Annotated in this window: 13 protein-coding genes; 2 read left to right on the forward strand and 11 right to left on the reverse strand. The window is 38.0% G+C overall.

Translation table 11 applies throughout. From position 1 onward, the window contains the following. Positions 1–115: 115 nt before the first annotated feature. Positions 116–844 (reverse strand): tRNA (cytosine(32)/uridine(32)-2'-O)-methyltransferase TrmJ, encoded by a 729-nt coding sequence (gene trmJ, locus PH4a_RS01525; RefSeq protein WP_064720578.1) that lies wholly within the window; start codon positions 842–844, stop codon positions 116–118. Between the two features lie 124 nt (positions 845–968). Between trmJ and suhB the strand changes: the two genes are divergently transcribed. Further along, positions 969–1,772 (forward strand): inositol-1-monophosphatase, encoded by an 804-nt coding sequence (suhB, locus tag PH4a_RS01530; protein ID WP_129037230.1) that lies wholly within the window; start codon positions 969–971, stop codon positions 1,770–1,772. A 104-nt stretch (positions 1,773–1,876) separates the two neighbouring features. On the opposite strand, the gene PH4a_RS01535 is transcribed toward suhB, so the two are convergent. The 4 genes from PH4a_RS01535 to glyA form a co-directional block, all read right to left on the reverse strand. Then, on the reverse strand, positions 1,877–2,545 hold the full coding sequence (locus PH4a_RS01535) for a CerR family C-terminal domain-containing protein (protein WP_129037232.1): 669 nt from the start codon (positions 2,543–2,545) through the stop codon (positions 1,877–1,879). Positions 2,546–2,569: 24 nt separating this feature from the next. Continuing rightward, the gene (locus tag PH4a_RS01540) at positions 2,570–3,838 is read right to left on the reverse strand and encodes a M24 family metallopeptidase (protein WP_129037234.1); all 1,269 of its coding nucleotides are present in this window, start codon (positions 3,836–3,838) and stop codon (positions 2,570–2,572) included. 248 nt (positions 3,839–4,086) lie between these two features. After that, the gene (locus PH4a_RS01545) at positions 4,087–5,247 is read right to left on the reverse strand and encodes a 3-phenylpropionate MFS transporter (RefSeq protein WP_129037236.1); all 1,161 of its coding nucleotides are present in this window, start codon (positions 5,245–5,247) and stop codon (positions 4,087–4,089) included. Between the two features lie 92 nt (positions 5,248–5,339). Next, positions 5,340–6,593: a serine hydroxymethyltransferase gene (glyA, locus tag PH4a_RS01550; RefSeq protein ID WP_064720583.1), complete on the reverse strand. Its 1,254-nt coding sequence runs from the start codon at positions 6,591–6,593 to the stop codon at positions 5,340–5,342. 366 nt (positions 6,594–6,959) lie between these two features. Here glyA and hmpA point away from each other — a divergent pair, with 366 nt between their 5' ends. Beyond that, positions 6,960–8,150, forward strand: coding sequence for an NO-inducible flavohemoprotein (gene hmpA / locus PH4a_RS01555; protein WP_129037238.1), 1,191 nt, complete (start codon positions 6,960–6,962; stop codon positions 8,148–8,150). Between the two features lie 75 nt (positions 8,151–8,225). On the opposite strand, the gene PH4a_RS01560 is transcribed toward hmpA, so the two are convergent. The 6 genes from PH4a_RS01560 to PH4a_RS01585 all read right to left on the reverse strand — a co-directional run bounded on the left by PH4a_RS01560 (position 8,226) and on the right by PH4a_RS01585 (position 14,987). After that, a complete protein-coding gene (locus PH4a_RS01560; protein WP_425273733.1) occupies positions 8,226–8,864 on the reverse strand; it encodes a hypothetical protein in 639 nt (212 codons plus the stop codon). Between the two features lie 274 nt (positions 8,865–9,138). Then, positions 9,139–9,477, reverse strand: coding sequence for a nitrogen regulatory protein P-II (gene glnB / locus PH4a_RS01565; protein ID WP_129037242.1), 339 nt, complete (start codon positions 9,475–9,477; stop codon positions 9,139–9,141). Positions 9,478–9,494: 17 nt separating this feature from the next. Continuing rightward, positions 9,495–11,111 (reverse strand): NAD+ synthase, encoded by a 1,617-nt coding sequence (locus PH4a_RS01570; RefSeq protein ID WP_129037244.1) that lies wholly within the window; start codon positions 11,109–11,111, stop codon positions 9,495–9,497. A 74-nt stretch (positions 11,112–11,185) separates the two neighbouring features. Beyond that, on the reverse strand, positions 11,186–12,523 hold the full coding sequence (glrR, locus tag PH4a_RS01575; RefSeq protein ID WP_064720588.1) for a two-component system response regulator GlrR: 1,338 nt from the start codon (positions 12,521–12,523) through the stop codon (positions 11,186–11,188). An 11-nt stretch (positions 12,524–12,534) separates the two neighbouring features. Then, the gene (qseG, locus tag PH4a_RS01580) at positions 12,535–13,539 is read right to left on the reverse strand and encodes a two-component system QseEF-associated lipoprotein QseG (protein ID WP_244212920.1); all 1,005 of its coding nucleotides are present in this window, start codon (positions 13,537–13,539) and stop codon (positions 12,535–12,537) included. Beyond that, positions 13,539–14,987: a sensor histidine kinase gene (locus PH4a_RS01585; protein ID WP_129037246.1), complete on the reverse strand. Its 1,449-nt coding sequence runs from the start codon at positions 14,985–14,987 to the stop codon at positions 13,539–13,541. The genes qseG and PH4a_RS01585 overlap by 1 nt, the downstream gene beginning before the upstream one ends. Between the last annotated feature and the right edge of the window lie 228 nt (positions 14,988–15,215).

The following is a 15,215-nucleotide window of genomic DNA, read 5'->3' on the forward strand; positions in this document are numbered from 1 at the left end:
TGAACAATAACCAAATTGTGTCATTCCTGAGTATTTTAGTCAACTATTTATCTGAGTGTTTTAGTCAAGTATTCTGCTCAGTAAAATTGTCGACTTTGTTAGTCAACTTGGCCCTCTATTTCTTAGCCCATTTCTCTACAGAAGTCAGAATGCCACGTAAGATATGAAGCTCTTGTGTTTCTGGGCGAGCACGCGTAAATAGACGGCGCAAACGGCTCATAATTTGTCCTGGATGTTTAGGACGGATAAATCCTGACTCATTAAGTACCTGCTCTAAGTGAATATAAAAGCGTTCAATATCTTCTGCGGGCGGATACTCGGTCTCTGATGGACTATTTTCCTCTTGTTTTTCTTCTTGAGCAAGTGCGGCCATTCGAATTTCATAACAAACAAGCTGAACAGCCATTGCTAAATTTAAAGAGCCATATTCTGGATTTGTTGGAACGTACAGATGGAAATCACATTTTTGTAATTCTTCGTTTGTTAAACCCGTGCGTTCACGACCAAAAATAACTGCAACAGGCTTATTTGCAGCTTCTACAACACAACGCTCACCACATTCTCGAGGTGCAAGCATTGGCCAAGAGAGTGTTCGGCTACGTGCACTCGTCCCTATCACTAATCCACAACCTTCAATTGCTTCATCGATAGAATCAACAATATGAGCATTGCCAATAACATCACTTGCACCAGCGGAAAGTGCAATAGAGTGCGAATCAGGCTTTTCTTTTGGGTTAACAAAATAAAGATTAGTCAATCCCATCGTTTTCATAGCGCGAGCGGTAGACCCCATATTGCCTGTATGTGAGGTTTCTACAAGGATAATGCGAATATTTTCTAACATTGATATCTAATTATTTGCTTGATGATCCATCTATTTTATCACAAATGTAGCCAGAAACACGAATGCCTGTTATACTCTCGCACGTTTTTTATCCCCGTTCTTTAACATCTTGTGGAAGATAACCATGCATCCGATGCTGAATATTGCCATACGCGCTGCGCGTAAGGCTGGTAATTTAATCGCCAAAAGTTACGAAAATCCTGAATCTGTAGAAACAAGTCAGAAAGGTAGCAATGATTTTGTCACTAACGTTGACCGTGACGCAGAACAAGCAATCATTGAAATTATTCGTAAATCTTATCCAAAACACACCATTGTTACAGAAGAAAGTGGCGAGTTACTCGGTGAAGATCACGACATACAATGGGTTATTGATCCGCTAGATGGCACTACCAACTTTATCAAACGTCTTCCACACTTCTCAGTTTCTATTGCTGTACGCATTAAAGGCCGTACTGAAGTGGCTGTTGTCTACGATCCTATGCGTAATGAGCTTTTCTCATCCGTCCGTGGTCAAGGCGCACAGCTAAATGGTTATCGTCTGCGTGGCTCAAATGCACGTGATTTAGAAGGTGCTGTACTAGCAACTGGTTTTCCTTTCAAATGTAAACAGCACTCAGCCGCTTATATTAATATGATAAGTAAATTATTTGTTCCTTGTGCCGATTTCCGTCGCACTGGCTCAGCTGCATTAGATTTAGCTTATGTTGCAGCAGGTCGTGTTGATGGTTATTTTGAAATTGGCTTAAAACCATGGGATTTCTTAGCAGGTGAATTAATTGCTCGTGAAGCAGGTGCGATTGTTTCTGACTTTACTGGCAACCACGGTTATCTTCAAACAGGTAACATCGTTGCAGGTAATCCTCGTGTTGTAAGAGCATTATTAGCAGAAATTCGTAGTGAGTTAACAGACGCGTTAAAACGTTAATAGCGAACCACTAAAGAATCAATTAAAAAGACCATAACGTTAATCTCATTATGGTCTTTTTTTCCCACTCAAATAATTGTATTTATATCAAACTTAACTATCGATTAGGCTTCATTTAATAAAGCACTTACCGAAAGCAGGCTTATCTCTTGAGCGATATTAGCTAATAATTTATTTGATATTTCAGGTTTATCAATTCGTAATAAAAATGCTTTTCGTGCAATCACAAATCCTAGAATTTGTCCTATTACTGCATGAGCTCGAATTACTGTAGTCGCTGTCGGCATATTTTTATCTATTAACGTAACAATCTTTGCAAGACGACAATGAAAAGGCTCAATAAGATTGCTGTAAATTAATTCATAATTATCTGTTGGCTCTAACTGCTCACGCAAAATAAGTTGGCTATAATATTTTCGCTCTGGTGCTAATAATGCACGGCAAAGCCCTGTCGTTAATAAAGTAATAAGTTGTGCAATATGCTCTTTATTCGGATTTTGTTCTTTTAACAGTGGCTGAAGCTGAATATCAAATTGTTCAAAATGAATTTCAGCAGCTAATTCCATAGCAATATGCTGAATAACTGCGGTATAAACACCAAGCTTTCCGCCAAAATGATAAGGTATCGCCGATTGGTTAACACCAGCATCCTGCGCAAGTTGTCTTGTTCTTAATCCACTAATACCATAGAGTGCAAAAAGTTTTATTCCTTCTTCCACTAATCGCTGTTGTGTCTGTTCTGCACTTACGGAGGTTTTGCTGGTGTTTTCCATTATTTATAATTACTTATTATCAGATTATAAATCAGCACGCATTAATTGTGTTGAGTTTGAATTTAATTCAATTCCTCTATTTTTACCCACAACCACCGTGCCGCCTAAATTACAAAGATGATAGCCAAAGCCACAATTGGGTTCAAATGCAAATGTCATTCCCTCTTGCAGCACTAATTCTCGACCTGGGTTAGGTAATCGCTCAATTTGTTTGTAACGACTTGCCAAAGGAAGCGACTCAATACCCGGAGCCGTACCAAAGCCAATTGGCCCATAAGGATTAATGCTATGGATCAAAGGATGAACATGCCAACCACCTGATTTTAAAAGCGGTTTCTCCATTAAATCAACCACTTCACCAAAAGTAACCCCTTCTTTTAAGTAATCCACACCAATCTCATAACATTCACGAGCCACTAATGCTGCTTTTTCTAAATTTTCGTGAACTTTACCGACTGCAACAGCTGCTTGGTGCTGTGTTTCATACATACCATATAACGCGAAAATCTCTGATAAAACAATATCACCCATTTGAATTTCACGCGGTGCTTGAGAACGATATTGCCAAGCAGGAGGGCCCCAACCAATATATTCAGAACCTGAACCCAATAGTATTTCAGCTGTAAATCCACCTCGAGATAAGCATGTTGCGGTAATTGCCGCAGCTAAATCAGCTTCTGTTGCACCAGGTTTAGTGGTTACTCTCATAGCTTCGCTCATCGCTTCACCAATCGTTGCAGCATATCTTACATGCTGTAACTCTTCTTCACTTTTTACTGAAGCTCGTTTAAAAAAATCACGATAAACACAACTAAATCTAGCATGAGGAAAAACCTCTTTAATGCCATTAAGTGTATTAAATGGCATTGCTCCATCAAAATAAAAAGGAGGATAAGGCTCTAAACCAATCACACCTATGTGGGCATTTTGTTGTATACCCATTTCTTTTAGTAATTGAGCAATGTTGCGCCCTGTTTTTCCTACAACCAAATTATCTTCATCAATCCACTGTAAATCACCTCGTAATTTTGCTTGCATATGATCTGCTATCATCATTGGAGCAAAAGTCACAATAAGAGGTTTTTGATTTTCGTGAAAAATAACCACAGAACCTAACCGGTCATTAGTAAAATAGTGATCAATACAAAATGGTGCTGGTGCAGCTGATTCTCTATCTCCATAAACAATTAATGTATCTAATTGATTATCATTCATTATATCTCTAGCAAGCTGCCAACGTCTGTCTCTTTCTTGTAAAGAAAAACTTGCTGGGATCATTAATTTCTCTTTCATTATATTATCTCTCGTAGTATTAATTCATTTGAATGAATTAAATCTAATCTTAAAATTAATCTCCGTCAATCATAAGAATGATCATAAAATGCGGTTCTTATTTTGAACGAATTCTAGAACGACTGATAAAAAATAAAAAGAAAGACAATCTATTGAAATTATGAACTATTTAAATTTATTTTTATAACGATATAAAAAAATCCGCCATATTATTCAATATGACAGATCTTTATTATTTAGAGCCAATGCTAGTTTTTTTGTATCTGTGGTCTAATCTGAGGTCGAATAAACATAGCTGGAATAGTTAATGCTGCCATTAGCCAGAAAATAGCACCTTCTTGTCCCGGTAATTTTTCATATAACCAACCGGAAATAATAGTCATCACAGCGATACTTCCGCCCATAGCTAATGCAGAATAAACCGCTTGTAAGCGAATAATTTCATGCTCTTGACGTGCACTAATAAAGCGCATTGCTGCTAAATGACAAACGGTGAACGTACCACTATGTAAGATTTGAACAATAATAAGTGCTGGCAATACGGTAAAACTACCCATTAATCCCCAACGTAAAAGGCCACAAAATGCAGAAAGTAATAATAAATTTCTCGCACTCCAACGACGAAATAATCGATGGCTCAACATAAAGACAACCACTTCGGCAACAACACCCAATGACCACAAATAACCTATTGTTGCAGTATCATAACCCGCTTGTTCCCAATAAAGAGCGCTAAAACCGTAATAAGCGGCATGTGCCCCTTGTAATAAAGAAACGCATAATAAAAAACGCCAAACTGGTGCATCAGAAACTAGCTGCATAAAGGTGATATTGCTGTGTTCTGCTTTTTTCACCTTACCTTGAGGCATAATTTTAGGGCGTAACATTGAAGTTAAAAATAGTGCTAATGTACTCGCAATTAGCCCATAAAGGATAATGGGATGCCCATAAGCATCAATTAATATTCCCAGCAATGATGAACTAATAATAAAAGCTACCGAGCCCCAAACACGGATTTTGCCATAATCAAATGGAAACTGTTTTTGCCACGCACCAGCTAAGGAATCGCCTAATGGTACCATTGGTGAAAAGAATACGTTGAATCCTGTCATAACAAAAAAGAGCCATGCCCAATGGGTACCCAACATAAATGCAACGGTAAATAATAACGAAAGAAATGCAAATAATCGCAGTGCAGTAATAAGCTTAGACGGATCCTTTACCGCAGGGGTTAAGATCAGGCTACCAACAAAACGCGCGGTTAAACCTACCCCTAACAATAAGCCTATCATTGCTGGATCGACACCTTCTCCTTTTAACCAAATAGACCAAAAAGGTAAAAAAATGCCATACGAAAAAAAATACGTAAAATAATCTAAGGCAAGCCACAATGTTGATGGAATTACCATCCAATCCCCCATATTTAAAATGCAAAAAACCCGCCAAGAAAATGTTCTCGAAGCGGGTTTGTACAACGGGTTTTAATTATATCGTTACAAACTTATGCGTAAACAGGGAATTTAGCGCAGATATCCAAGACTTTTTGCTTAACTTTTTCAATGTTCGCTTCATCATTGATATTATCGAGGACATCACACATCCAACCAGCTAATTCACGAGCTTCCGCCTCTTTAAAACCACGACGTGTAATCGCTGGAGAACCGATACGAACACCAGAAGTAACAAATGGACTACGAGGATCATTTGGTACGCTGTTCTTGTTAACAGTGATATTTGCACGACCTAAAGCTGCATCTGCATCTTTACCTGTAATGTCTTTATCAACCAAGTCTAATAAGAACAAATGGTTTTCAGTTCCGCCAGACACTACTTTATAACCGCGATCTAAGAAAACTTCTACCATTGCTTTAGCGTTTTTAGCAACTTGTTGCTGATAAACTTTAAATTCTGGTTCCATTGCTTCTTTTAATGCTACCGCTTTACCTGCGATAACGTGCATTAAAGGGCCACCTTGTGAGCCAGGGAATACAGCAGAATTAAGTTTTTTATAAAACTCTTCACTACCACCTTTAGCGAGGATAAGACCACCACGAGGGCCCGCTAAAGTTTTATGGGTTGTTGTTGTCACAACGTGAGCATGAGGAACAGGGTTAGGATAAACACCCGCCGCAATCATACCTGCAACGTGAGCCATATCGACAAACAAGAAAGCGCCAATGCTGTCTGCTATTTCACGCATTTTAGCCCAATCAACCAAGCCAGAATAAGCAGAGAAACCACCAATGATCATTTTTGGCTGATGTTTTTTAGCTTGAATAGCGATATCTTCGTAATCAATTTTACCAGCTTCATCAATACCATAAGGTACGATATTATACAGTTTGCCCGAGAAGTTAACTGGCGAACCATGAGTCAAGTGGCCGCCTTGAGCCAAGTTCATACCTAATACTGTATCACCCGGTTGTAGCAGTGCCATATAAACTGCCGCATTAGCTTGAGAGCCAGAATGTGGTTGAACGTTCGCATAATCAGCACCGAATAACTCTTTGGCACGATCTATAGCCAGTTGCTCTACAACATCAACATATTCACAACCACCGTAGTAACGTTTACCCGGATAGCCTTCTGCATATTTATTTGTCAGCTGAGATCCCTGCGCCTGCATAACACGGGGGCTAGTATAGTTTTCGGAAGCAATTAATTCGATATGTTCTTCTTGACGAACAACTTCACCTTCCATTGCGTTCCATAATTCTGGATCGTAATCAGCAATATTCATTTCACGTTTTAACATTCAGATCTCCTGACTCAGCTAACTTCACTAAAGACAAACTCCCTTACGGGAGAAAGAATGACATACAGTGTAAACTCTTTTTCCTCATTGAGATAGCCCCTAAAGAAAAAATACGCAATCGTTTGCCAATCAGCAATAACAGACCTTTATTACTTTTTAACAACCTCATTTTATCCTGTGTCTATTCTAGTTTTTGAGAGAGAACTCGCCAAATTATGTAAACACTCCACATCATTCTCTAAGATTTGTGTTTTTTTGTTAAAAAAATAAAAGCAAGTATTTACAACCAAATCAAAAAAAGATAACTTGCATATAAAATACATGTTTAAAAGTTCACAATAAACTGAAAATAATTCAGGAGCAATTATGTTAGATGCACAAACTATCGCGACAATTAAATCCACTATTCCACTGATTGCCAAAACAGGGCCAGCATTAACTGCACATTTTTATGATCGCATGTTTTCTCGCCACCCTGAGCTCAAAGATATCTTTACCATGAGCCATCAAAGTAGCGGCGCACAACGTGAGGCCTTATTTAATGCGATATGTGCTTATGCCACTAATATTGAAAACCTAGCCACAATATTACCCGCGGTTGAAAAAATCGCACAAAAACATGTCAGTCTTAATATTCTTCCAGAACATTATCCTATTGTTGGTGAAAACTTATTAGCCACTATCGATGAATTATTTCACCCTGGTACAGAAGTACTTGATGCTTGGGGAGCGGCTTATCAGGTATTAGCCGATGTATTTATTAACCGTGAAGAACAAATTTATCAACAAAAAGAACAAACTCGCGGGGGATGGAGAGGATTACGTGCATTTAGAGTGAAACATAAAATCCAGCAAAGTGATGTGATAACCAGTTTTGAATTAGAACCTGAAGATGGTCTAGAAGTCACCACTTATCAACCGGGCCAATATTTAAGTCTTTATATTCGTGATGCAAAACTCGCTAACCAAGAAATACGCCAATATTCGTTAACTAAACCTGCGGACAATAAAACCTATCGGATTGCAGTAAAGCGTGAAGATAAAGGTATTTTATCGAATTTTTTACATGACCATGTTCACCAAAATGAGATTTTACACGTTGCGGCACCTGGTGGTGATTTCTATTTAGATATCTCACCAACAACACCTGTCACATTAATCTCAGCGGGTGTTGGGTTAACCCCCATGCTATCAATGTTACATACACTTTCAACACATCAAACTAATGTGAATTGGCTACATGCTGCAGAGCATGGTGGTGTTCATGCATTTAAAGACGAAATAAACAAAGTGGGCAATCAAATTTTACAGTATCACCAAGCTGTTTGGTATCGTACACCGCGCTCACAAGATATATTAAATACAGATTATCAATTTGAAGGCTTAATGGAATTAAAACAAGTTGAAGATTGGCTAATTATTCCAGATATGCATTTTTATTTTTGTGGACCTTTACCATTTATGCAATCTATCGCTAACCAACTTATTTCACTCGGAGTTTCTAGTGATAAGTTTCATTATGAATGTTTTGGTCCTCATGCTGTTATTGCAGAATAATAAATAATAATTTTCAACGAATAAAAAAGCACTGAAGTTGTTCAGTGCTTTTTAAATTATTTTATTATTTAGCTATTAATACTTAATAATCTTTTTCTCAACTGCGGTCGGAATATTATGATATTTAGCCGAAAAGCCGTACCAAATAATACTAATTAAGCACAAAGTATAACCAAATAATTCACTGCCCTCTTCAACCATATTTTTAACTGCGCGATTATAATCTTCACCTAATAGTTTTCGCCACAATTCTCCCATACCAAATAAGCGAGAAAAGAGGAGTACACAGAGTAAGCCCGATACCAAAACACCATGACTTGGGTGAGTAATAAAGTAGATTAATCCTTTTAGCGTTTTCTTTCCTTCTCTTATTGCAATAGCAATACAAATAAAGGTTACTGTTAATGCAAACCAAACCCATGAGCCATGCGCTAGCTGGTCAAAAACCCCATCTAACTCTCGGATTAAAACACATAAGAAAAAACCCATGATAAGCGTGAAGCTGCCACGCATTTCACTATCTTGGTATGCTTTAATAAAAAAGAAAAGACAAATAATAGCAACGATTATCTCTTGTCCAATCTCAGTAACAGAAGTTTCTGAAATGCCATTATTTAGCAGCAAAATGTCAATAAAAATAAATCCCGTCGTTAATGCGACAAGCATCGCCGCACATAAAAATAAAGCCATACGCTTTAATAAATAATTAAACATTATTTTGCCCAAACCTTAATGACTTTTTAATATTGATGATAATAACTTCCCTTAGAAATTATTGAATAACATTTCGTGCTTTAAATTTTATAAAGAATAGTAAACTAAATTGTTCATTATCTTAATATGAATTTATAAAAGACAGAAAAAGCATTATAGGCAAAACATTAATTTTTATTTTATGAACAACAAAGAAAAAGTCTAATATTAGAATTAACAATATTAGACTTTTATAAAAAAGTAATGCTATTATTTAACTTAAGCGTTTTAATTATTAAATTGCTTCTTCATCTTGTTCGCCAGTACGAATACGAATAACACGACTTACATCAAAAACGAAAATTTTACCATCGCCAATTTTACCAGTTTGAGCTGTCGTCATAATAGTATCAACACAGCTTTCCACGATTTCATCGGAAACCACAATTTCAATTTTCACTTTAGGTAAAAAATCGACCATATACTCAGCACCACGATAAAGCTCCGTGTGCCCTTTTTGGCGACCAAAACCTTTTACCTCGGTGACTGTCATTCCTGTAATACCGACTTCTGCTAGCGCTTCTCTAACATCATCTAACTTAAACGGTTTAATTATCGCTTCAATCTTTTTCATCGTATTATCCTGCTATTTTACCAGTTGTTGCGACCAAAACCGCATGTAATGGGGTATCGGCGATCTTTACCGAAATTACGGCTTGTAATACGCGGTCCTACGGGTGCTTGGCGTCGTTTATATTCATTGATATCGACTAACTTTATCACTTTTCGGACGGTATCTTCATCAAACCCTGCTGATACTAAATCAGATACAGACTTATCCTGCTCAACATAACCTTCAAGAATAGCATCCAAAATATCATAAGGTGGCAAATTATCTTGGTCGGTTTGCCCCGGCGCAAGTTCTGCTGAAGGTGGTCTATCAATTACACGTTGAGGAATAGCTGGAGAAATTGTATTACGATACTGAGAAAGTGCAAAAACTAAGGTTTTAGGCACATCTTTTAATACATCAAAACCACCAGCCATATCACCATAAAGTGTTGAATAGCCAACAGCTGATTCACTTTTATTACTGGTAGTTAGCACTAAACGGCGACGCTTATTCGACATCGCCATTAAAATAACAGCTCGACAGCGGGCTTGTAGATTTTCTTCTGTGGTATCAGCCGCAGTATCTTTAAACATCGGTCCTAATTGCGCCATAAAAGCATCGAACATTGGTTCAATAGAAACCGTATCAAATTCTACGCCTAATAAATCCGCTTGTTCTTTAGCATCATGAATGCTCATTTCTGAAGTATAACGAAATGGCATCATTACTGCGTGCACATGTTCTTTACCAAGGGCATCTGCTGCTATTGCGACGGTTAAACCAGAATCAATACCACCAGATAAGCCTAAAATTGCACCATTAAATCCATTTTTAGTCACGTAATCTCGTGTCGCCAACACTAATGCTTGATAAACCTGCGCTAATGGAGAAAGTTCTGGTGCTGGTTGTGCCATTGGTATGATTTGTAACTCATCCAATTCAACCATTGCTATTTGCTCATCAAATGCTGCAAGCCTATGTGTAATGCAGCCTCGTTCATCAAATACTTTAGAACAACCATCAAATACCAACTCATCTTGTCCTCCAATTTGGTTAAGATAAACCACTGGAAGATGTGTTCTTTGACAATGATCTTTGATCAATTGAGTACGAATATGAGGTTTTTCTCGGCTGTAAGGTGAAGCATTAATAGATAAGACTAAATCGGCACCTGCTTGTTTTAATGCATCTATCGGTTCATTAATCCAAATATCCTCACAAATCAATAAACCTAAATGATAGCCTTTGAAAGGAACAACACAACGTTCATTACCCGGTTGAAAATATCTTTTTTCGTCGAATACGCCGTAATTCGGTAATTGTTGTTTAAAATAGCGAGCCTGTAATTCACCTTTATAGAAAAATGACAGTGCATTATAAATCTTGCCATTTTGCCACCAAGGATGCCCAACCACTATTGCTATTTTTTTACTTGCTTGTTCTAAACGAGTGAGTTGTTTTTCGCAACGTTGTTGGAAATCAGGACGAAAGAGAAGATCTTCAGGAGAGTAACCACATAATGCGAGTTCAGAAAACAGCACTAAATCGGCATTTTCTTGCTCTTTCACTGTGGATAACATGCGTTCACAGTTGCCTTCAATATCGCCGACAACCCAGTTAAGCTGTGCAAGCGCGAGCTTTAATTTACGACTCATAGAAATTAGTCTCTCCGGCTATCTTTCTGATTAAAAGAAAGTTAGTTTAAAAATATATTGGTTATCTGAAAAGCTTATTCTTTAAAATCATTAGGATCTAGCTCATGACGAGATAACAACTTATAAAATTCAGTTCGATTACGTCCTGCCATACGCGCAGCTTGGGTTACGTTGCCTTTTGTCATTTGTAATAACTTTCTTAGATATGTCATTTCAAAGTGCCCTCTTGCTTCAGCAAAAGTTGGCAACGCTGTATTTTCCCCCTGCAATGCTTGAGTAACAAGCGCTTCACTAATCACTGGTGCGGTGGTCAATGCTACACACTGTTCAATAACGTTCACTAATTGGCGTACATTACCAGGCCAACTCGCTGCCATTAAACATTTCATCGCATCCGTTGAGAAGCTTCGAACAAAAGGCTTATGCCGTTTAGCTGACTCTCGTAATAGATGATTAGCTAAAACAGGTATGTCTTCTGCTCTTTCACTTAATGTAGGTATACGTAAGCTCACTACATTTAAGCGATAAAATAAATCTTCGCGAAACTCATTACGTTCCATTGCCTTAGGCAAATCGCGGTGAGTAGCAGAAAGAATGCGAACATCAATATCAATATCGCGATTACTTCCTAAAGGTCGGACTTTACGCTCTTGCAATACCCGTAGTAGTTTAACTTGTAATGGCATTGGCATATCACCAATTTCATCTAGAAAAAGCGTACCACCTTCTGCAGCTTGAAATAACCCTTCACGACTACTTACAGCCCCAGTAAAAGCCCCTTTTGCATGGCCAAAAAGCTCAGATTCAAGCAACTGCTCAGGTAAAGCACCACAGTTTATTGCAATAAAAGGTTTTTTCGCTCTTGGGCTTGCTCGATGAATTGCTTGAGCAAGCACCTCTTTCCCCGTCCCACTTTGTCCATTAATCAGTACACTAACATCTGATTGAGCGACTAGTTTTGCTTGTTCTAGTAAACGCAGCATTTGCGGACTACGAGTGACAATGTCTTTCGACCACTCTTCATCAGAAACAGTAGTAACGAGCTCTAAAGCTTCATCGATTGCTTTATATAGTGCATCTCGGTCAACGGGTTTAGTTAAAAAGCTAAATACACCTTGTTGTGTTGCAGCAACTGCATCAGGAATAGAACCATGCGCTGTTAGGATAATCACAGGCATTCCGGGTTGTTGGCGCTGAATTTCAGCAAATAACGCCATACCGTCCATCTCATCCATACGTAAATCGCTGATAACAAGGTCTATTTTTTCTTTTAAGAGAAGTTTTAATGCTTCTTGCCCACTTTCAGCAGTAAAGATATGAAAACCTTCACTTGTTAATCGCATACCCAGTAATTTTAGTAATCCAGGATCATCATCCACAAGTAAAAGATTTGCTGATTTATGGCCAGCCATGCACATTCTCCTTATTTAGATCCTGCTTCAGTTGGTTTTTCTGCTTCCGATTTATCAGTACCTACTTTCGCTGGTTCTGATTTTGTCGATTCTGTTTTAACTTGTTCAGGTTTTTCCGCAGTTTTCACTGGCTCAGATTTATCTGCTTGAGGCTTATTTGCTGGAACGCTTGTTGTTATCGATTGCGTAGCATTTGCCTGTTCAGTTGTTTTTTCTGTATTAGCGCTTTCGGCTGGCGTTGAAGCAGCTTCAGAAAGCGCACTATCTGATGATAATGTATCAACAGATGTTCCTTGCTTTCGGCTTGATAATTGGCGCTCAATTTGCGTCAGATTTTCTAGCTTCTTCAACGTGATTTTTAATTCGTGCTCTAATGCGGCATTCTCTTTTTTTAGCAGCTCTATTCTATTTTCAGTTTCTGTTGAAAAACGACGATAGCGATTTTTCTCTTCAGCTAAAGATAAAATCAATGTCTGATTTTCAATCCAAATAGATAAAAGAGCACGCATTGAGCTAGGAAATTGCAATTTATAACTTTCGAGTAGAATCAATTGGGTTCTTCGTTCAGCTATCGTCATTCCAGCCCGTTCTAATAAAATGCTTTTATAAAAAGCATCATCCCAACCTGTTACTACCACACTAGTGGCTTGGCGCTGTGCCTCAGTTGTCATGATACGATTTGTACACTCAATAGTACGTAACCAATACAGCGCATTATTAAGCCCTTCGTCATAAAATGCGCTCAAAGTTTTACATTCAGCCCAGCGATAATCGATAGTTTTTTGTTTAACAACAGGAGGCTCTGGTTCTGGATTTAGCGTTTCAGACAGTGACTTAGCAACACATCCTGAAAGAACAACAGGAAAGAGGATTGGCAGTAAATAGACACGCCAATTTGATACAATTTTTCTAATCGATGCAGGGGCCATACTTAACTTTTCAGCACTAAGCGTCTTTTTGTTTATTTTTATATGCTCATGACGAGCAGACACTTGTAATTGTGACCTGATTTGCATTATTTATTCTCAGAAAGTAGCGGTAGTTCAATACGAAAACAGACATCAGCATAGTCTGAAGGAACGACATTTAATTCGCCATCCATTCTTTTGATACAATCATGAGCAATACTTAACCCTAAACCACTTCCTTTTACCGCCCCTTTCCGTAATAACGTACCTTGGAAAAAAGGTTCAAAAATCATTTTTTGCTCTGATTCAGGAATAGGCGTTCCTTTATTGGCTATATCAATAACTATTTTCTGTTCAACTTGATAACTAGAGATCCAGATATTACCCGATTCAGCGCCATAGTGCACCGCATTCGAGTAGAGATTGTCGATAACTCTAGATAATAATGTGGCTTCTGCACGACATTTTGTCAGATTTAACGAAATTATCGTCTTAATATCTTTCGCTCTGGCAGGCAAACTGTGTGCTAATACTACATCATTAATCAAATCGGTAAGATTGATCTCTTCAATTTGTTGAGGAACTTCAGAAAGTTTACGGTTATAGTCTAATAATTGTTCAATTAATAATTGAAGTTGTTTGCTGCTGTTATCAAGGATTGATACTACTTCTTTTTGATCAAGCGTCAAAGGGCCCGCTACTTCATCAGCTAATAATTCGGTGCCTTCTCGCATACTTGCTAAAGGTGTTTTTAATTCATGTGAGATATGACGCAAAAATTCATGACGCTGCGACTCTAACCAAGCTAAACGTTCACTTAACCAAATAATCCGCTGAGCAAGAGAACGTAACTCACGAGGCCCTTGAAAAGCATCCAGATTATTACTTAACGTACGTCCTTCACCTAATCGATTAATCATTTTTTCGATACGTTTTACGGGACCAATAATCATTCGAGTAAATAACGCAATTAAAATAAGACTAAAAGCAAATACAATAAGGCTTTGCCAACCAAAGTAGCGCCCTTTCTCTGCTATTGCCATCTGTAGTTGTTCACCACGATTAAAAATAATCTCTTTTGTTAATACAACGATGCGATTATTGGCATAAGAGAACTGTTCTAATGCTTGTTGCATCTCTTGGGTAGGCTCGCTGCTTTCACATTGAATAAGCTTTAATTTGGCAAGAGAAGAATTAAGAACTTCAGCCTCTTTAGAGGCAGAAAGGGGAATAATTGTTTGTTGGAGTGTAGAAAACATTTTAGCGTATTGCTGATAGCGTTGCTGATACATATTTTCATCAGTCTTATCGCGTAATACACAATACCTTCGGTAGTTACCTTCCATTTCAATCGCTAAATTTCGCATTACTTCACTACGTTCAGTATCTGCGAGTGCATTTTTATTAGTGATTGCCGCTTGGTTACTCAGTTGATCAAGACTTTGATAAGCCTGATAAGCCAGTACCAACAGCGGTAATAACACCATCCAAAATGCCATAATAACAAGCTGTCTTAAAGATCGGGGGAAAATACGCCACTTTTTCAATGAAATCATCTCAACACCTATTGGAGTAATGCGATGCTACATGACTTGAAAACAAGAAAAAAGTCCGACTTTGAAAATTAGGTAAGAGAAACGAACATAAGATGGGAAATTTGACAGGCTCTTTAAGAGGGAGAGCGGAATATCTTATCAAGATATCCCGCTCGTCAATATTTCATCTCTTTTTTCTTTAAAAGAGGATGAAGGTGGTGCCTCACTCCACGTGTCGCCCTGTGTTTG

The organism is Proteus hauseri (genome assembly GCF_004116975.1).
Taxonomy (GTDB): Bacteria; Pseudomonadota; Gammaproteobacteria; order Enterobacterales; family Enterobacteriaceae; genus Proteus; species Proteus hauseri.

Bases quoted from the DNA above. Each gene is read 5' to 3' on its own strand.
- suhB (WP_129037230.1), top strand. From the start codon at position 969: ATGCATCCGATGCTGAATATTGCCATACGCGCTGCGCGTAAGGCTGGT.
- PH4a_RS01545 (WP_129037236.1), bottom strand. From the start codon at position 5,247: ATGGTAATTCCATCAACATTGTGGCTTGCCTTAGATTATTTTACGTAT.
- PH4a_RS01540 (WP_129037234.1), bottom strand. From the start codon at position 3,838: ATGAAAGAGAAATTAATGATCCCAGCAAGTTTTTCTTTACAAGAAAGA.
- PH4a_RS01570 (WP_129037244.1), bottom strand. From the start codon at position 11,111: ATGAGTCGTAAATTAAAGCTCGCGCTTGCACAGCTTAACTGGGTTGTC.
- trmJ (WP_064720578.1), bottom strand. From the start codon at position 844: ATGTTAGAAAATATTCGCATTATCCTTGTAGAAACCTCACATACAGGC.
- PH4a_RS01560 (WP_425273733.1), bottom strand. From the start codon at position 8,864: ATGTTTAATTATTTATTAAAGCGTATGGCTTTATTTTTATGTGCGGCG.
- glrR (WP_064720588.1), bottom strand. From the start codon at position 12,523: ATGGCTGGCCATAAATCAGCAAATCTTTTACTTGTGGATGATGATCCT.
- PH4a_RS01585 (WP_129037246.1), bottom strand. From the start codon at position 14,987: ATGATTTCATTGAAAAAGTGGCGTATTTTCCCCCGATCTTTAAGACAG.
- glyA (WP_064720583.1), bottom strand. From the start codon at position 6,593: ATGTTAAAACGTGAAATGAATATTGCTGATTACGATCCAGAATTATGG.
- glnB (WP_129037242.1), bottom strand. From the start codon at position 9,477: ATGAAAAAGATTGAAGCGATAATTAAACCGTTTAAGTTAGATGATGTT.
- hmpA (WP_129037238.1), top strand. From the start codon at position 6,960: ATGTTAGATGCACAAACTATCGCGACAATTAAATCCACTATTCCACTG.
- qseG (WP_244212920.1), bottom strand. From the start codon at position 13,539: ATGCAAATCAGGTCACAATTACAAGTGTCTGCTCGTCATGAGCATATA.
- PH4a_RS01535 (WP_129037232.1), bottom strand. From the start codon at position 2,545: ATGGAAAACACCAGCAAAACCTCCGTAAGTGCAGAACAGACACAACAG.